The sequence below is a fragment of the Gilliamella sp. B3127 genome, from assembly GCF_026536935.1.
GTDB classification, from domain to species: Bacteria; Pseudomonadota; Gammaproteobacteria; order Enterobacterales; family Orbaceae; genus Gilliamella; species Gilliamella apicola_E.
This window is the reverse complement of record NZ_JAFNNI010000006.1, coordinates 16,165-34,704: the sequence shown is the minus strand read 5'-3', so window position 1 is coordinate 34,704 and position 18,540 is coordinate 16,165. Positions and strand designations below refer to the sequence as shown.

Sequence of the window (18,540 nt, the reverse complement as noted above, 5' to 3'; positions counted from 1 at the left end):
AAAGGGCTTATTCGCCCTTTTTATTTTTTTTAGCTATCTCTTCTAAATAAGCTTTAGCGTCGGTATCCCCTTGCTCACTAGCTTTAGTAAACCAATAAACTGCTAGGTTATCATTTTGTTTAACGCCTTCACCTTCTAGATATTTAATACCTAAATTATATTGCGCATCAACACTTCCTTGCTTGGCTGCTTTGGTATACCAATCTATTGCTTTTTGTTCATCTTTAGGAACACCCCCACCAACATCATACATAACCGCTATATTATATTGTGCATCAGCGTTACCACCTTCAGCAGCTTGAGTAAACCAATATGCGGCTTGAGTGTTATCTGGTCTTGTTCCTGTTCCGGTTGCATACATAATGCCTAAATTGTACATTGCTAGTACATAACCACGTTCGGCAGCTTGAGTATAAAAATAAAGGGCAGCAACATTATCCTGAGTTAAACCGTCACCAGTTTGGGACATTAATCCTAAATAGTAGTGTGCTTCTGGATTGTTATCTTTTGCGGCTTTACTAAACCAATCGGCCGCTACCAGGCGATCTTTATCAACACCATCACCCGCAAAGTACATAATGCCTAAATTTAAATAAGCATCATAAATACCTTGATCGCCAGCTTGGGTAAAATAATCAATTGCGGTAGACGTTTTTTTTTCTACGCCTTCACCATTTTTATACATCAAAGCTAAATTATATTTAGCTAAAGCATAATTTTGATCGGCAGCCAATTTAAACAATTTGAATGCCTCAGATAAATTAGCTTTAGTCCCTAAACCATTTTGGTACATATAAGCTAAATTATTTTGAGCTTTAGCTAAACCTTGATCAGCGGCTTTCTTAAACCAGAAAAAAGCCTTTAGATCATTAACCTCAACCCCTAAACCCTGCTTATAAATTGTTCCTAGCGTATATTGTGATTGCATATCACCCTTTTCAGCAGCAATTAGCAACGAAGGAATTAATGAACTAGGGTCACTTACTTTTAGCTCAGTATCCGATTGTGTTTTAGCTTCGCTTGCAGCTGCTCCACAAGAGATAGATAACATCAAAGCCAATATAATTTGAAGTTTTTTCATAATTTTTTAAATGTCATAATATTAGCAATAATTATACATAATTGATTAAAAGGGGAATAGTTTTGTTTTTTTAAATATACTTTTTTTTATTATTTAATTGAAAGTTAAAGTTATTTAAATATTGTAAATATTATTAAATCGCTTAATCGGACTCATTATAAAAAAATATAATTAATTATTTAACAAAAGCTATCACAATCCAAGTTCATCCCAAATTTCATCAATATGAGCAACTACTTTAGCGTCTTTAGTAATAATTTTACCCCATTCACGATTAGTTTCACCCGGCCACTTGTTAGTTGCATCAAGTCCCATTTTAGAGCCTAAACCGGAAATAGGTGAAGCAAAATCCAGATAATCAATTGGCGTATTATCAACAAATGTTGTATCTCGATGTGGATCCATTCTTGTCGAAATAGCCCACATAACATCTTTCCAATCTCTAGCATTAATATCGTCATCACAAACAATAATAAATTTAGTATACATAAATTGTCTTAAATAAGACCATACACCCATCATCACTCTTTTGGCATGCCCTGGGTATTGTTTTTTGATTGTGACAATGGCAATACGATAAGAGCAACCTTCAGGAGGTAGATAAAAATCAACAATTTCAGGAAATTGTTTCTGTAATATAGGGATAAATACTTCATTTAATGCTAAACCCATTACAGCCGGCTCATCTGGAGGTCTACCCGTATATGTAGAATGATAAATTGTATCTTTACGTCTGGTTAAATGTGTAACTGTAAAGACAGCAAATTTTTCTACTTCATTGTAATAACCAGTATGGTCACCATAAGGCCCTTCAACAGCTTGCTCATGGGGATCAATATAACCTTCTAAAATAATTTCGGCGGTTGCAGGAACATCTAACTCATTTGATAAAGATTTGACCACTTCTGTTCGGCTATTACGCAATAATCCAGCAAAAGCATATTCTGATAAAGTATCTGGTACTGGTGTTACTGCACTTAATATTGTTGCAGGATCAGCCCCAATAGCTACACTAACAGGAAATTTTTCATTTGGATAGGATTGTTGCCATTCAGCAAAATCAAGTGCCCCACCTCGATGTGACAACCAACGCATGATTAATTTATTTTTACCTAGTAGCTGTAATCGGTAAACACCTACATTTTGACGATCTTTATGTGGTCCTTTAGTTATAGTTAGTCCCCAAGTTACAAGTGGAGCTACATCATCTGGCCAACAATGCATAATAGGCAATTGAGTTAAATCGACCTCATCATTTTTAAATATTAATTCCTGACAAGGCGCTGAGGAACGCCGTTTTACCGGCATATTTAGAACTTGTTTATATTTAGGTAATATATTAAAAAATTGTCGAATACCTTTGGGTGGCTCTGGTTCTCGCAAAAAAGCTAGTAATTCACCAATTTCTCTTAATTCTGTAGTCTTTTCTCGCCCCATTGCCATAGCAACTCGTTTAGCTGTTCCAAAAAGATTGCAAAGTACAGGAATGTCATAGCCAATGGGGTTTTCAAATAATAGAGCTGGTCCCTGAGAGCGTAAAACTCTATCAGCTATCTCGGTCATTTCAAGATAAGGGTTAATTGGATAAGTAATGCGTTTTAATTCACCTTGCTGCTCAAGGTAATCTAAAAAATCACGAAAATTAGACAACGACATTATTACTCCTTTTAACTCTCGCTATTGAAATACTAATTGATGAAGATTAACTAATCTTCATCAAAGTTCTCACTATATATGGGAAGTTGTTTTGTTTGATTACATTCAACGATTTTAGGTAATAATGCTTCAAATTGTTTTTGGTCAACTTCAATAATTTCGTTTTTATCAACTTGATAAAATAGATAAAATTCTGATTTGTCATCAGTTTGTATCGATGCTAACCAATAATTACGATCTTCACTATTTTCATTTGTAAAAATTTTAATAATGCTATTTTCTCTTTTTTCAGGTTGATTATGTAACTTGTAATCAATAATTTTTTCAGCAATTTGTGAATCATATTCATCAAAAATTAAAGCTTCTTCTTTAGTTACTTTGCATTTTTTTATATTTATTTCTGCATGACTGATAGATATTACAAAAAACAAGCTGAATAACGAAATAACATAATGGCTAAGTTTCATTTTGGATCTCTTGTATTAATTTTTATCAATTGAGCCAATTTTACTAATAGCCTCACAATTATTTGGCGATATAGTAAGATTGGCTGCACTATTTATAGTTAACCATTGATAAGATAAATGTTCAGTAAGCAATGGCGTTATTTCATCATTAAGAGCTAAATAAAACCAATGTTCTTTATTTATCTTTACTTCTGGTGCGTACCGATATCTAAACTGAGGAAAAATTTCAAACTCAACCGTATGTTTTGCATCAATTAATTTAAGATTTTCTTCGCTAATATCTATACCGGTTTCTTCAAAAACTTCACGAATTGCCGTATCTCTAGGTAATTCATTATCTTCCATACTACCTGTAACTGATTGCCAAAAATTAGGATCATCCTTACGTTGCAACATAAGAACACGCAAAGTCCGTTTACAATAAATAACAACTAATACTGACTCAGGGCTCTTATATTTTTGCATATAAATATCGCTATTTTTTGCTCACTTCTATACCTAATTCCATTAAAGCTGTAGGATTTGCAGGACTAGGCGCATCAGTTAATAAACATGTTGCTGCTGTCGTTTTCGGGAAGGCAATAACATCTCGAATATTATCTGTTCCAGTTAACAGCATAGTTAATCTATCTAGGCCAAATGCTAAACCCGCATGAGGTGGCGTACCATATTTTAATGCATCAAGTAAAAAGCCGAACTTTTCACGCTGATCATGTTCATCAATTCCTAAAATAGAAAAGACAGCCTGCTGCATTTCACTGCGATGAATACGTACAGAACCACCGCCAACTTCATAACCATTGATTACCATATCATATGCATTAGCTACTGCATTTTCAGGATTGCTAATTAATTGCTCTGGAGTAAAATCTTTTGGTGATGTAAATGGATGATGCATTGCACTTAAGCCTTCGTCAGTTTCCTCAAACATAGGGAAATCAACAACCCAAAGTACCGCCCACTTACTCTCATCGGTAATACCTAAATCTTTACCAACTTTCAAACGCAATGCACCTAATGCATCACTCACTACTTTATAACTATCCGCACCAAATAATAAAATATCACCATCTTTAGCATTGGCACGATTAAGTAATGCTTCCATTTGAGGTTCATTAAAAAATTTAGCTACTGGGCTTTGCACACCTTCGAGGCCTTTACTACGATCATTAACTTTGATCCAAGCCATACCTTTAGCACCATAAACTGAAATAAATTGCGTATAATCATCTAATTGTTTACGTGTTAGTTGGGCTCCATTTGGAACGCATAATAAAGCCACTCTTCCTTTAGGATCATTTGCTGGTGTTGAAAATACTTTAAAATCGATATCTTTAACCAAATCCGCCACATCAATAATTTCAAGCGGATTACGTAAATCAGGTTTATCACTCCCATAACGACGCATTGCCTCAGCAAAAGTCATAATTGGGAATTTGCCTAAATCAACATTTTTAACATGCAACCAAAGTTCACGTATCATTTTTTCCATGATTTCGCGCACTTGTTCAGCTGTCATAAACGAGGTTTCAACATCTATTTGTGTAAATTCTGGTTGGCGATCGGCTCGTAAATCTTCATCACGAAAACATTTAACAATTTGATAATAACGATCAAATCCAGACATCATCAGTAACTGTTTAAACAGTTGTGGAGATTGAGGAAGCGCATAAAACTCACCATTATGAACTCGACTTGGAACAAGATAATCTCGAGCACCTTCTGGTGTTGCTTTGGTTAACATTGGTGTTTCGATATCTAAAAAACCATGCTCATTCATAAATGAACGGACAAATGCCGTAATTTTTGCGCGAGTTTTAAATATAGTCGCCATTTCTGGACGGCGTAAATCTATATAGCGGTATTTTAAACGCTGTTCTTCACTATTATTTTGGTTGAAATCAAGCGGTAAAACATCACTACGATTAAAAATCACAAGCTCAGTCGCTAGTATTTCAACCTCACCAGTTACCATATCTTTATTAATTTGGCCCTCTGGTCGTGCTCTTACTTTTCCTTTAATTTGAATACAAAATTCATTACGTAATTCGCCAGCTAATTGATATGCTTGTTGATAATCAGGATCAAAAAAAACTTGCACAATTCCTTCACGATCACGCATATCAATAAAAATCATCCCACCTAAATCTCGGCGTTTATTGACCCATCCACATAGTGTGACTTCTTGATTAATATAACTTGCGTTTAGCTGTCCGCAATAAATTGTTCTCATTAAAAATATCCTGTGTACAGTTGTCAAAAATAATAATTATTATAGAGCAATTTATCAGGGGATAAAGACTATGTTTGAAAATAATCACTATTTAATTTATTTATACTCGATTTATTATAATAATTTTACTTTATACATTTTTTTACAAACTATTTTAAATTCAATTAGATAATAAATATAAAATCGTTTTATCTTGATAAGCTTTTAAAATGATTTATTTAAGAGCTTGTCTTATCAGATATTTATTACTAAGCTTTAGTATTATTTGGATATTGCTCATATGATATGAAAGCTTTAATTTCAATTGACTATACTAATGATTTCATCGCTGACGATGGCGCTTTGACTACAGGTTCTGTTGGGCAACAAATTGAGTCAGAAATATTAAATTTAACTAAATCATTCATCCAAAATAATCAATTTATCGTTTTTGCGATTGATTCTCATGACCCTTCAGATAAATATCATCCAGAAAATAAACTCTTTCCCCCTCACAATATTATTGGAACTTTTGGGCAACAGTTATTTGGTGATTTACATACTCTTTATCAAAAACATCAGAATTCAGATAATATTTATTGGATGAATAAACGACACTACTCGGCATTTTGTGGTACGGATCTTGATCTACGCTTACGCGAAAGACATATTACTGAAATCCATTTAGTTGGTGTCTGCACAGATATTTGCATATTACACACAGCGATTGATGCCTATAATTTAGGCTACAAATTGATTATTCATCAAAATGCAGTTGCTAGCTTTGATCCAATCGGACATCAATGGGCTTTAAAACACTTTCAAAACACTTTAGGGGCAACCGTAATATAAAATATAGATAAAAATTAAAATAAGGAGCAGGAATGGAAGTTTTACGAGACTATAAATTGCATATAATTGCACTGTTAGTAGTAATTATTTGCGAACTAATCGGTAAACAATCAATATGGATTATCGCCGTTTATCCAATGTTATATGCAATGATCTTCGGCGGTGTAATCAGCCTACCAAAGCTAAAAATATTAACTAATAAAAATATGCAGCATGCCAGTTTAGTGATGATGGTTACATTAATATTACTTATTGCAAAACTTGGTGTGGCTGTAGGTCCTAAAATTGACATGATTTTAAACGATGCCAAGTTAGCCCTAATTTTTCAAGAATTAGGCCATTTCGCAGGAACAATTTTACTAGGATTACCATTAGCTATGTTATTAGGTATGAAAAGAGAGGCAGTTGGTGCAACCTACTCTGTTGCTCGCGAACCTAATATAGCTATTGTTGCAGATAAATATGGGCTAGATTCACCTGAAGGACGAGGTGTTATGGCTATGTATGTATGTGGGACTCTTTATGGTGCAATTTGGATGAGTATCCTTGCAAGCATAATAGCACAATTGAATATTCTTCACCCTTATGCTTTAGCAATGGGAGCTGGAGTAGGTAGTGGGAGCATGATGGCTGCTTCATTGGCACCGATAAGTGATTTATATCCTGACTTATCAGAAAATATCAATGCTTATGCAACAACAGCGAACTTAATGTCTGGTATTGTAGGCATATATATTTATACACTATTTTCTTTGCCTTTCGCTTCTTTCATGTATAACACTTTAGCTCGCCTTCGTCGCAATAAATAAGGAATCGAATATGAAAATTTTAGAAACAATTTTTGTACTTATTTTAGTAGCCGTTATCATGGCAGCAGGTAACACTGTAGGATATGAAATTGATTTTATGCTATCGCTTCAAGCATTAGCTGTGTTAGTTGTCATATCTATTGCAGGATTATTAATAAGTAAATTACCTGTATTAAATAAACTTCCTGTAATTCTATGGGTATCCGTTGTTGCTGCTATTGTATCAGCACCGATATTCCCATATCATCAAGAAGTGGTTGCAATTACAGATCAAGTCTCATTACTTGCTGTTTGTACACCAGTACTTGCTTATGCGGGACTAGCGATTGGTAAAGATCTTGCGCTATTTAAAAATATATCTTGGCGTATCATTCCCGTATCTTTAGCTGTTTTTTCTGGTACGTTTATTTTTGCTGCCCTAATTGCTCAAATTACTTTACATTGGGAAGGCGTTATCTAATTTGGATAAGGATTTTATTTATGACTAAAGAAGAACTAAAGAAAAAAGTCTGCGATGCAATTGCAAATCGAAAAGCAGATATCAAGTCGATTGCTGAAGCAATTTGGTCAGAGCCAGAACTTGGTTACAAAGAACATAAAACAGCTAAAAAAGTAGAAGACGCTTTAGAGAAATTAGGTGTTCCATTTAAAAATAAATTAGCCTTAACTGGTGTTAAAGGTCGATTAAAAGGTGTGAAAGGAAGTAAATATAGCATTGCCATTATTGGCGAGCTCGATGCAATTATTTGTGCCGACCACCCTGCCGCAGACGAAACTTCAGGAGCGGCTCACTGTTGTGGCCATAATGCGCAAATCGCTAATATGATGGCTGTCACTATGGGGCTAATTGACTCAGGTGCAATGCAATTTTTAGCCGGGGATGTGGTACCATTTGCTGTCCCTGCAGAAGAATATGTTGAAATTACCTATCGAAACCGATTAATTGAAGAAGGCAAAATCAAATACATTGGCGGAAAACCAGAATTGATTTCACGAGGTGATTTTGATGATGTTGATATGGCATTACAAATACATTTAACAAGCGTCCCAAATGAACGTCAGGATGGTTTTATTGAAATCTCAACCACAAGTAATGGTTTTATCGGAAAATTAATTAAGTATAAGGGAGAGGCAGCTCATGCTGCGGCAGCCCCTCATGCTGGCGTAAATGCTTTAAATGCAGCTATGATGGGGATGATGGGTGTTCATGCTATTCGCGAAACCTTTCAAGAAAAAGATTATATTCGCTTCCATCCAATTATTACCCAAGGTGGTGACTTAGTAAATGTTGTACCAAGCGATGTAAGAATGGAAAGCTATGTACGAGCAGGTAATGTTCCTGCAATGATTGATGCTAATGAAAGAATCAATCAAGCATTAAAAGCTGGTGCGATGGCTGTTGGTGCAACTTGTGAAATTAAAGATTTACCAGGCTACCTACCATTACATAATAACCCAACACTTAATGACCTTTTAAAGCAAAATGCTGAAAATTTAATTGGTGAAGAAAACGTTTCAATCGCACCACATATGACTGGAAGTACAGATACTGGTGACCTATCACATATTATGCCAGTAAGTCACCCTTGGATTGGTTCGGTTAGAGGTATTTTACATGGAAAAGACTATACCGTATTTGATGAAGATATGGCCTATATTCGCCCTGCTCAAATGATGGCTTGTACCATTATTGACTTGCTCTATGATGATGCGAAACCAGCCGAAACATTAATGGCGAATTACAAACCGTTAATGTCTAAGGAAGAATATTTAAAATTCCTATCGGGTTTTGACAAATAAAGTTAAAAACTTGGCACAATCTTGTGCCAAGTTTTTGTTATACTATCCACTTCATCATCAACCTTTATAACTTCATATGTTAACGCTTACCGACCAAGAATTGTTTCGTTATGACAGGCAAATAGCTTTGCATGGTTTTGATATTGATAAGCAGCAAGTTTTAAAAAACAGCTCAGTTTTAATTATTGGATTAGGCGGGTTAGGTTGTGCTGCATCCCTCTATTTAGCTGCATCTGGCATAGGCAAAGTGACTTTAATTGATTTTGATACCATATCCGAATCAAATTTGAATCGACAAATTTTATACACGCCAAAATCCATAAATCAATATAAGGTTGATATAGCCAAGCAAAAATTAACTCAAATCAATCCAAACATGATTATTGACACCATTAATCAGAAGCTGGTTGATAGTGAATTAATTACAGTAATCAAACAGCATGATATCGTCATTGATTGCACTGATAATTTAACCAGTCGTGAACAAATTAATCGTTGCTGTTTTCAAGAAAAAAAACCTTTAGTTTCAGGCGCTGCAATTCGAATGGAAGGCTTACTGACTGTATTTAATTATGAAGAAGATCAACCGTGTTATCATTGCTTAAGTCATTTATTTGGTCAAAATCAACTTACTTGTATCGAAGCAGGTGTAATGGCGCCATTAGTCGGTATGTTTGGTTCAATTCAAGCACTAGAGTCCATCAAAGTACTTACCAAGTATGGGAAACCTCTAGTTGGGAGAGTATTGATGGTTGATGGCATGACAATGGAGTTCAACCAAGTTACATTTGCTAAACAAAGTAATTGTATTATTTGTGGAAATCAAAATACTACACAGGTCATAAAATGCAAATAAATCGAATTATTTTAGCACCAATGGAGGGAGTGCTTGATTATCATGTTCGAGAAATATTAACTGAAATTAATAAGTTTGATTATTGTGTAACTGAATTTGTAAGAGTGACCAACCATAAATTATCTAATCGAACTTTCTACCGACTATGCCCAGAACTTCATAATGATGGCAAAACATTATCAGGAACGCCTGTACGTATCCAGCTACTGGGACAATCACCTGAATGGATAGCAGAAAATGCCGTTAAAGCTATCGAGTTAGGCTCTTATGGTGTAGATATTAATTTTGGCTGTCCGGCTAAAACAGTAGTAGGCAACCATGGCGGTGCTTATTTATTACAATATCCGAATCAAATATATAACATTGTGAATCAAGTTAGAACAGCAATAGGTTCTAATCCCGTATTATCAGTTAAAATTCGATTAGGATGGGAAGATAAATCCCGCTGTTACGAAATTGCAAAAACAATTGAAAATGCAGGAGCAAATGAAATTGTCATTCATGGTAGAACAAAAATAGATGGATATAAAGCTGATAAAATTGATTGGTCAACAATTGGAAAGATAAAACAAAAACTAACCATTCCAGTTATTGCTAATGGCGAAATTTTTTCTATTGAAGATGCCTACAACTGCATAAAACATAGCCAAACAAATGACATCATGCTTGGCCGTGGGATACTAAATATTCCTAATTTAGCTAATAAAATTCGCTATAAACATTCATCATTAATCTGGCAAGAAGTCATAAAAATACTACTTAGTTATGCGATGACGGCTATTGACGATGTAAAGCCACTTTATCATTCTGCTCGAATTAAACAATGGTTAGCTTATTTAAAACAGAATTATCCAGAAGCATCGGTATTACTTCCTGAAATAAGACAATTAAAATCACAAATTGAAATCTGTGATTTTTTGAAAACTAAATTAAATAATTAATTCGATTCGTTTTGACTCTTTTTAAAATTTGTCATACCGAAATAATATTTAGTTATTTTATTAAGAATTAGACAAATCAATAAAATAACCAATAATATTAAAAATAATTTATTAATATGGTTAAATATTGTCACAAACGAATCAATATAGTATTTGGTTGGATTGTTATTAATGATGGTAAAGGTAATATAAACAACAGCTAAAATTAAAATATTTGATATTGATACACTTTTGAAAAGTTTTACATATAGAACTTTATTAGAAAAAATGTGAAAACATCGCTTGCTCAATACAAGACCAAATAATAACGCACTCAGATAAATAGCAATTAAAAAATTAGAAACATAAAATTTATCTAAAAGAGGTTGAAAAAGAAGGATAAAACCTTTAATCAATATAAAGCAACTAAAAATAGAGAAAAGAATAAAGTGAATTTTAGAGGAATTTTTTTTAGTCCAAATAAATTCACTTTGATCTTTAACAAAATAAACTCTAGAAAAATCAATTAAATAATACAAAAGCAAGGCTTCAAGTGAATAACGAATAATAGCAAATGCTAAACTATATAATATTGAATAAAGGTAATAATTTTGGGGTTTAACGTCTGTATTAATTGCAATGAAAGATGCAACAATTGAATAAATCAACATTAAAATAATTAGCAAAGTTACATTAGCTTTATTAACAATGTGAATACGGAAAGAATAAAAAAATATCGCTAAAAGACCAAAAACCCATAATGCTTCTATAAAACTCTTTTCAAAAATAAATCGAAATAAAAAATTTGAATCAAAAAGTAAATACCAAAACAAATTATTTGGAATTGAAGCATTTTGTTGCCAATATAAAAAAGATATATTCAAAAATATGCTAAATAAAAAATAAACTAAACATCCTGTTAACGGCAATTTAAAAAAAGATACTTTTTGCATTTAACTTCCTTATTATCAAAACCACAACTTATTCAATTCTTTTAATAAAATGTTTTATTTTAAAGCCCATCAAAACCAACGAGCCAAAATAGATACAAATACCAACAATAACTAGCAGGAATAAATATCCAACTCTTGTTAGCATTGAGCCTGTAGACCAATCGGGTAATAATTGAGCTCCAAACCACAACGCTACTGACATCAATAAAACAGCAATAATAACCTTGAGTAAAAATCGATACCAACCTGGTTGTGGTTGGTAGAGTTTCTTCTTACGAAGTTGCCAAAACAATAAACCAGCATTAAAACATGCTGCAAGTCCAATTGATAATGAAAGGCCTGCATGTTGTAAAGGTCCAATAAAAGCCAGATTCATCAATTGCGTTAAAATAAGGGTTATTATTGCAATTTTCACCGGTGTTTTAATATCTTGTCTGGAATAAAATGCGGGGGCTAATACTTTAATCAAAATTAATCCAAGCAAACCAATTGAATAAGCGACTAATGCGCGTTGAGTCATCAAAGTATCATTTAAAGTAAATTGACCATACTCGAAAAGAGTTGATATTAATGGTTTAGAAATAACACCTAATGCCACAGTACTTGGCAAAGCTAATAAAAAACAGAGGCGAAGTCCCCAATCTAACAACTCTGAATATTGTTTGTGGTCACCTTTGGCAAAACTTTTGGCTAAAGATGGTAACAAAATAGTTCCTAATGCAACACCTAGTACACCTGCAGGAAATTCCATTAATCTATCAGCATAATACATCCATGAAACAGAACCTGAAATCAAAAATGATGCAAATATTGTATTAATAATTAACGATATTTGACCGACTGATACACCTAAGATAGCGGGACCCATCTGCTTTAACACTCGCCAAACACCACTATCTTTAAAACTAATACGAGGCAAAACCAACATACCAATCTTTTTCAAATAAGGTAGCTGATATAGCAATTGTAAAACTCCCCCCACCACAACAGAAACAGCTAACGCAAGCACTGGTGGATTAAAATAAGGGGTTAAGAATAAGGTAAAAGCAATCATGCTAATATTTAACAATGTTGGCACAAATGCAGGTACAGAAAAACGATTCCAAGTATTAAGTATAGCGCCCACTAATGATGCAAGTGAGATAAAAAAGATATAAGGAAAAGTAATTCTCAGCATAATTGTTGCAAGTTCAAATTTATCTGATGATTCTTGCATAAAACCTGGTGCAGTTATCATTATAATAAATGGTGCAGTTACAACACCAATTAAAGTAACGATAGCTAATACCAGTGTTAATAAACCTGCGATATAAGCCACAAAAGTACGTGAAGCCTCAATGCCTTGCTGATTTTTATATTCAGCTAAAATCGGTACAAAAGCTTGGGAAAAAGCCCCTTCAGCAAAAATTCGTCGAAGTAAATTGGGCAGTTTAAAAGCAACAAAAAATGCATCCGTAGCCATTCCCGCTCCAAAAAAACGGGCAATAATAGCATCACGAACAAACCCCAAAACGCGTGAAACCATTGTCATTGAGCTAACTGTAGCTAAAGATTTTAAAAGATTCATATACGATTTATGTACCAAGTACATAGTCAAAAACGATTAATGAAGCATAGTCTACAAACTATTGTTCTAAATCACCATGATTTTTTAATAAACAGCCATTTTAGTATCACCGTCAGAATGATACTGACGGTATATGTATCAACGATCTTTCAAAGGAATAAAAGGCATAAGTTCGCCAATGTTTTTATAGGCAGGACGTATAATTCGACGATCATCAAAATTAAGTTCTTCAATGCGATGAGCACACCAACCAACGATTCGCGACATAGCAAATAGTGGCGTGTAAACTTCTTTTGGTAACCCAATCATGTCATAAACAAAACCTGAATAAAAATCGACATTAGCACAGACTTGTTTTTTAGTTCTGGCATTTTTACGATTAACTATTGCATGAATCGCACGTTCCTCAAGTAAGTTTAGAAAGTTAAATTCTTTTTCTCGGCCTTTTTCTTGAGCAAGTTTATGGGCCATCTCTTTTAGCAACATGGCTCTTGGGTCTGATACGGTATAAACCGCATGACCAATACCATAAATTAACCCTTTTCTATCAAACACTTCTTTATTTAAAATACGTTGTAGATATGCATCAATTTCATTTGCATCAGTCCAATTTTTAATCTCTTCGACAAGATGTTTAAGCATTTTTCCTACTTGCAAATTAGCCCCACCATGCAATGGACCTTTCAATGATCCTATACCTGCAGCAATAGATGAGTAAGTATCGGTACCCGTAGAACTCGTTACGCGAACGGTAAAAGTTGAATTATTCCCGCCACCATGTTCAGCATGAATAATCATGGCTAAATCAAGTACTCTTACATCAAGTTCTGTGTATCGACCGGATCCTTTCATCATATAGAGAAAATTTTCTGCAATTGAAAAATCTTCGTGTGGATGGCGGATATGCAGTGATTTACCTTTAGCACTATGACTTAACATATTGTAAGCATAAGCAATAATTGCTGGGAATTTAGCAATTAAATCGATGGATTGACGCATTAAATTATCACGTGAGGTATCATCAGGTTCAGGATCATAAGTATACATTTCAAGAACAGTTCTAGCCAAAATGTTCATCACATCATGGCCTTCAAGTTCCATTATGGCAATCTTAGTTTGTTTTTCTAACGCCATCGACTCACAGAGTAAACGTGAAAAATCTCGTAATTCTTCTTTATCGGGTAAGTAACCAGATAATAATAAGTAGATAGTTTCTTCAAACCCAGTTCGTCGCTCTTGTTGAGCATTATGAACCAGCTCTTCAATATCAATTCCTCGGTATAATAATTTACCGGCAATTGGTTTTAGTGAACCATCTTCTAAGCGTTCATAGCCTAATACATCACCAATTTTGGTTAATCCAACTAATACACCAGTATGATCTGCATTACGTAATCCACGTTTTACATTAAATTGTTCGAATAACTGCGATTCAATTTTACTAGTATTTTTAATGGTTTCCGATAATTTATAAACCAAGAACTTTTCTTTCATTAACCATCCCCTTTGAATTATAAATTATCGATTACTGCTTGAGTAAATTGAGTTGTTGATAATGATTGTCCATTTTGCATAAAGCGTGCTAAATCAGTTGTTGCTTTACCTAATTGAAACAAACTTTCCATCGCATTAGTGATTAATTGCCCTACTTCATGCCAACCTAAGTATTCAAACATCATCACTCCTGACAATATAAGTGATGATGGATTGGCTTGATTTTGACCTGCTATATCAGGTGCGGTACCATGTGTTGCTTCAAATATAGCATGTCCGGTTAAATAATTAATATTAGCACCTGGCGCAATACCAATACCACCAACCATGGCAGCCAGCTGATCCGATACATAATCACCATTGAGATTTAATGTTGCAACAACAGAATAGTCCTCAGGTTTTAATAATGTATTTTGTAAAAATGCATCACAAATAACATCTTTAATAATTAATTTAGAGTTTGCTTTAGCGGTTTGTAATGCTTGTTCTGCTGCTGCTTTACTTTGGGCCTTCTGAATTTTTGCATATTGATTCATGGTGAAAACTGCGTCAGCAAATTCTCTTTCCGCAAGTTCATAACCCCATTGCTTAAATCCACCTTCGGTAAATTTCATAATATTACCTTTATGAACTAGGGTCACAGACGGTAATTTATGTTGTAACGCATACTTGATTGCTGAGCGTATTAGGCGTTCAGATCCCTCAATTGAGACAGGTTTCACACCAAAAGCTGAGGTTTTAGGGAACCTAACTTTAGTTACTTTCATTTGTTCAGATAAAAAATGATAAAACTTTTCAGCATCATCAGAACCTTGTTGCCATTCAATACCGGCGTATATATCTTCGGTATTTTCACGAAAAATGGTCATGTTTACTTTTTCAGGATGCTTTATTGGTGATTCAACACCTTTGAACCAACGGACAGGGCGCAAACAGACATAAAGATCTAATTCTTGTCGCAATGCAACATTTAGTGAGCGAATCCCTCCGCCAACAGGTGTCATTAATGGTCCTTTGATACCGATAAGATAATGTTTGAAGGCACTCATGGTCTCTTCAGGTAGCCATGATCCATTTAAATTAAACGACTTCTCACCAGCAAGTACTTCTTTCCATTGAATACTACGCTTACCTTGATAAGCTTTTTCAACTGCTTTATCAAAAATAGCTCGAGCAGCGTGCCAAATCTCTTTACCCACACCATCACCTTCAATAAAAGGAATCGTTGGATGATTTGGGACAACTAATTGTCCATTTTCAATTGAAACTTGCTGATTCATATTGTCTATTCCTCTTATTTACTTAACTTCTTCTTTTAACTTATTCAATGCACTACCTGCCTTGAACCATTCAATTTGTGCTTGATTGTAAGTGTGCGAAACGGCGAAAGACTCTTTACTACCATCACGATGATGAAGGGTTAATGTTAGATTTTTTCCCGGAGCAAAATTACTGAGTCCAGTAATGCTAATTTGATCATCTTCACGAATTTTGTCATAGTCATCTTTATTGACAAAGGTTAAAGCAAGCATACCTTGTTTTTTTAGATTGGTTTCATGAATACGAGCAAACGATTTAACCACAATGGCTTTAACGTTTAAAAAACGTGGTTCCATTGCAGCATGTTCTCTTGATGAACCTTCACCATAATTCTCTTCAGCAACAACTATTGACCCGATTCCTTGTGATTTTAATTTACGTGCTAATGCAGGTACTTCAACATAATCTCCCGTTTGTGCATCCAACACACTGTTCGTTTTTTGATTAAAGGCATTAACCGCACCTATTAGCATATTATTTGAAATATTATCTAGATGACCACGAAATTTTAGCCACTTTCCAGCCATTGAAATATGGTCTGTGGTACATTTACCAGTTGCTTTAATCAGTAGTGGTTGCGAAATAATATCTTTGCCATCCCAAGGAGTGAAAGGTAAAAGCTGTTGTAGTCGATCTGAATGAGGATCGATACGAACTTCAACTGCACTACCATCAGCTATTGGCCCAATATATCCAGCATCATCAACCGCAAATCCTTGTTTTGGCAACTCATCACCGAGTGGCTCAGGAAGTTTCACTTTTTCACCTTTAACATTAATGAGATGGTCAGTAAGTGGGTTAAAGCTTAATTTACCTGCAATTGATAATGCCACTACAATTTCTGGGGAACAAACAAACGCATAAGTGTTTGGGCTACCATCATTACGTTTAGCAAAATTACGATTGAATGAGGTGACAATCGAATTTTTGTGTTCATCGGCAACTTCATCACGACGCCATTGCCCAATGCAAGGGCCACATGCGTTAGCCATAATAGCAGCACCTGCTTGTTCAAAACGACTTAAAATGCCATCACGTTTAGACGTATATTTAACTTGCTCTGAGCCAGGATTGATAATTAATTTTGCATTTACTTTTAAGCCTAATTTGTTAGCACTATCAATAACTGAAGCTGCGCGCATCATATCTTCATAAGAAGAATTAGTACATGATCCAATAAGTCCAACTTCCATATTGTCTGGATAATCGTGTTCTTTTACGGCAGAAGCAAGCTCTGAAATAGGATAAGCTAAGTCAGGTGTGAATGGACCATTCACATAAGGTTCTAAGGTCGATAAATTAATTTCAATAACTTGGTCATAATAATTTTCAGGTTGCTTTAAAATTTCTTTATCAGGATTGAAACAATCTACCAATGTATTAGCTAAATCCACTACTTCTTGACGACCAGTCATGGCAAGATAATCAGCAGATTTTTTACTGTAAGGGAAGATTGAGGTTGTTGCGCCGACTTCAGCTCCCATATTACAAATTGTTGCTTTACCAGTAGCTGATAACGACTCAGTACCTTCTCCAAAATATTCAATAATTGAATTAGTACCACCTTTAACGGTTAAAATACCAGCAAGTTTTAAAATGACATCTTTTGGTGATGACCAGCCAGATAATTTTCCAATCAGCTTTACACCAATAATTTTTGGCATTTTTAGTTCCCACGGCATACCCGCCATCACGTCAACAGCATCAGCGCCACCAACACCAATGGCAATCATGGATAGGCCACCTGCATTAGGGGTATGCGAATCGGTACCGATCATCATCCCACCAGGAAAGGCATAATTTTCAAGCACTACTTGGTGAATGATTCCTGCATCAGGCTTCCAAAACCCGATGCCATATTTGTTCGAAACATCACGTAAAAATTGATAAACTTCATGGTTATTACTTTCAGCAATGATGAGATCATCATGGGCATTTTTATAAGCTTGAATAAGGTGATCACAATGGACTGTTGAAGGTACCGCAACTCGTTTACGACCAGAATTCATTAATTGTAATAGTGCCATTTGTGCCGTTGCATCTTGCATAGCGACACGATCTGGGGAAAAATTTACATAATCTTCCCCTCGTTTATAAGCTTTAAGCTCTTCACCTTCAGCAAGATGGGCATAAAGGATTTTTTCCGTCAAGGTTAATGGTTTTCCAATTTTCTGGCGAATAAGATCAATTTTTTGCGGGTAATGTTGATAAATATCTTTTATTAAATCAATATCGAAAACCATAATTAAGCTCCCATTGCTTATATTATAATATCCTTTAGAGCCTTACTCACAATCAGGATGATTGAATATTTATTCTTTTTTTATGATTAAATATTCAGACAATATAGCATTATTTTTGTTTTATGCAATCTTGCAGCAATACTTATTGTTAACTTTGATTAAAAACAATAAATTTAGATGTCATCGTTAACAGGAATTCTATACTAGCGAAATATTAAATATTATGCACATTAAAGAAAATTCAAAATTAGTAAATCCCATAAGTAAAAATAATGTAAAAAAAGTTGAGGAACGGGGTTTTTTAAGTCAT

16 protein-coding genes are annotated in these 18,540 nt (G+C 34.4%); 6 read left to right on the top strand and 10 right to left on the bottom strand.

Features of this window, described 5'->3' with window-relative positions; genetic code table 11:
- Positions 1–7: 7 nt before the first annotated feature.
- The 5 genes from J3U00_RS09625 to aspS form a co-directional block, all read right to left on the bottom strand.
- Entirely contained in the window at positions 8–1,081 is a 1,074-nt protein-coding gene (locus J3U00_RS09625; RefSeq protein ID WP_267332263.1) for a tetratricopeptide repeat protein, read from the bottom strand.
- Between the two features lie 192 nt (positions 1,082–1,273).
- Positions 1,274–2,737 carry a 4-hydroxy-3-polyprenylbenzoate decarboxylase gene (gene ubiD, locus J3U00_RS09620; RefSeq protein WP_267332262.1) on the bottom strand — a complete coding sequence of 488 codons (1,464 nt, stop codon included), beginning with the start codon at positions 2,735–2,737 and terminating at the stop codon, positions 1,274–1,276.
- A 50-nt stretch (positions 2,738–2,787) separates the two neighbouring features.
- The gene (locus J3U00_RS09615; protein ID WP_267332261.1) at positions 2,788–3,204 is read right to left on the bottom strand and encodes a hypothetical protein; all 417 of its coding nucleotides are present in this window, start codon (positions 3,202–3,204) and stop codon (positions 2,788–2,790) included.
- Positions 3,205–3,219: 15 nt separating this feature from the next.
- The gene (gene nudB / locus J3U00_RS09610) at positions 3,220–3,669 is read right to left on the bottom strand and encodes a dihydroneopterin triphosphate diphosphatase (protein WP_267332260.1); all 450 of its coding nucleotides are present in this window, start codon (positions 3,667–3,669) and stop codon (positions 3,220–3,222) included.
- 10 nt (positions 3,670–3,679) lie between these two features.
- Complete coding sequence (gene aspS / locus J3U00_RS09605) at positions 3,680–5,437, bottom strand: aspartate--tRNA ligase (RefSeq protein ID WP_267332259.1); 1,758 nt, start codon at positions 5,435–5,437, stop codon at positions 3,680–3,682.
- 285 nt (positions 5,438–5,722) lie between these two features.
- On the opposite strand from aspS, the gene J3U00_RS09600 reads away from it, so the two are divergent.
- The 6 genes from J3U00_RS09600 to dusC all read left to right on the top strand — a co-directional run bounded on the left by J3U00_RS09600 (position 5,723) and on the right by dusC (position 10,674).
- Entirely contained in the window at positions 5,723–6,268 is a 546-nt protein-coding gene (locus J3U00_RS09600; RefSeq protein WP_267332258.1) for a cysteine hydrolase family protein, read from the top strand.
- Between the two features lie 32 nt (positions 6,269–6,300).
- Positions 6,301–7,077: a DUF3100 domain-containing protein gene (locus tag J3U00_RS09595; protein ID WP_065562433.1), complete on the top strand. Its 777-nt coding sequence runs from the start codon at positions 6,301–6,303 to the stop codon at positions 7,075–7,077.
- Positions 7,078–7,087: 10 nt separating this feature from the next.
- Positions 7,088–7,537 carry a hypothetical protein gene (locus J3U00_RS09590; RefSeq protein ID WP_220225223.1) on the top strand — a complete coding sequence of 150 codons (450 nt, stop codon included), beginning with the start codon at positions 7,088–7,090 and terminating at the stop codon, positions 7,535–7,537.
- A 20-nt stretch (positions 7,538–7,557) separates the two neighbouring features.
- Positions 7,558–8,877 carry an amidohydrolase gene (locus J3U00_RS09585; RefSeq protein ID WP_220225224.1) on the top strand — a complete coding sequence of 440 codons (1,320 nt, stop codon included), beginning with the start codon at positions 7,558–7,560 and terminating at the stop codon, positions 8,875–8,877.
- A gap of 76 nt (positions 8,878–8,953) precedes the next feature.
- Positions 8,954–9,733 (top strand): molybdopterin-synthase adenylyltransferase MoeB, encoded by a 780-nt coding sequence (locus J3U00_RS09580; RefSeq protein WP_220225225.1) that lies wholly within the window; start codon positions 8,954–8,956, stop codon positions 9,731–9,733.
- Complete coding sequence (dusC, locus tag J3U00_RS09575; RefSeq protein WP_267332257.1) at positions 9,724–10,674, top strand: tRNA dihydrouridine(16) synthase DusC; 951 nt, start codon at positions 9,724–9,726, stop codon at positions 10,672–10,674. The genes J3U00_RS09580 and dusC overlap by 10 nt, the downstream gene beginning before the upstream one ends.
- Here the strand turns inward: dusC and J3U00_RS09570 are convergent.
- The 5 genes from J3U00_RS09570 to J3U00_RS09550 all read right to left on the bottom strand — a co-directional run bounded on the left by J3U00_RS09570 (position 10,671) and on the right by J3U00_RS09550 (position 18,230).
- Positions 10,671–11,606 (bottom strand): hypothetical protein, encoded by a 936-nt coding sequence (locus tag J3U00_RS09570; protein WP_267332256.1) that lies wholly within the window; start codon positions 11,604–11,606, stop codon positions 10,671–10,673. The two genes, dusC and J3U00_RS09570, sit on opposite strands and share 4 nt — an antisense overlap.
- Before the next feature lie 28 nt (positions 11,607–11,634).
- On the bottom strand, positions 11,635–13,173 hold the full coding sequence (gene murJ / locus J3U00_RS09565) for a murein biosynthesis integral membrane protein MurJ (protein WP_267332255.1): 1,539 nt from the start codon (positions 13,171–13,173) through the stop codon (positions 11,635–11,637).
- A gap of 138 nt (positions 13,174–13,311) precedes the next feature.
- Positions 13,312–14,667, bottom strand: coding sequence for a citrate/2-methylcitrate synthase (locus J3U00_RS09560; protein WP_267332254.1), 1,356 nt, complete (start codon positions 14,665–14,667; stop codon positions 13,312–13,314).
- 17 nt (positions 14,668–14,684) lie between these two features.
- On the bottom strand, positions 14,685–15,947 hold the full coding sequence (icd, locus tag J3U00_RS09555) for an NADP-dependent isocitrate dehydrogenase (RefSeq protein WP_267332253.1): 1,263 nt from the start codon (positions 15,945–15,947) through the stop codon (positions 14,685–14,687).
- Positions 15,948–15,965: 18 nt separating this feature from the next.
- Positions 15,966–18,230 (bottom strand): aconitate hydratase, encoded by a 2,265-nt coding sequence (locus J3U00_RS09550; RefSeq protein ID WP_267332252.1) that lies wholly within the window; start codon positions 18,228–18,230, stop codon positions 15,966–15,968.
- Between the last annotated feature and the right edge of the window lie 310 nt (positions 18,231–18,540).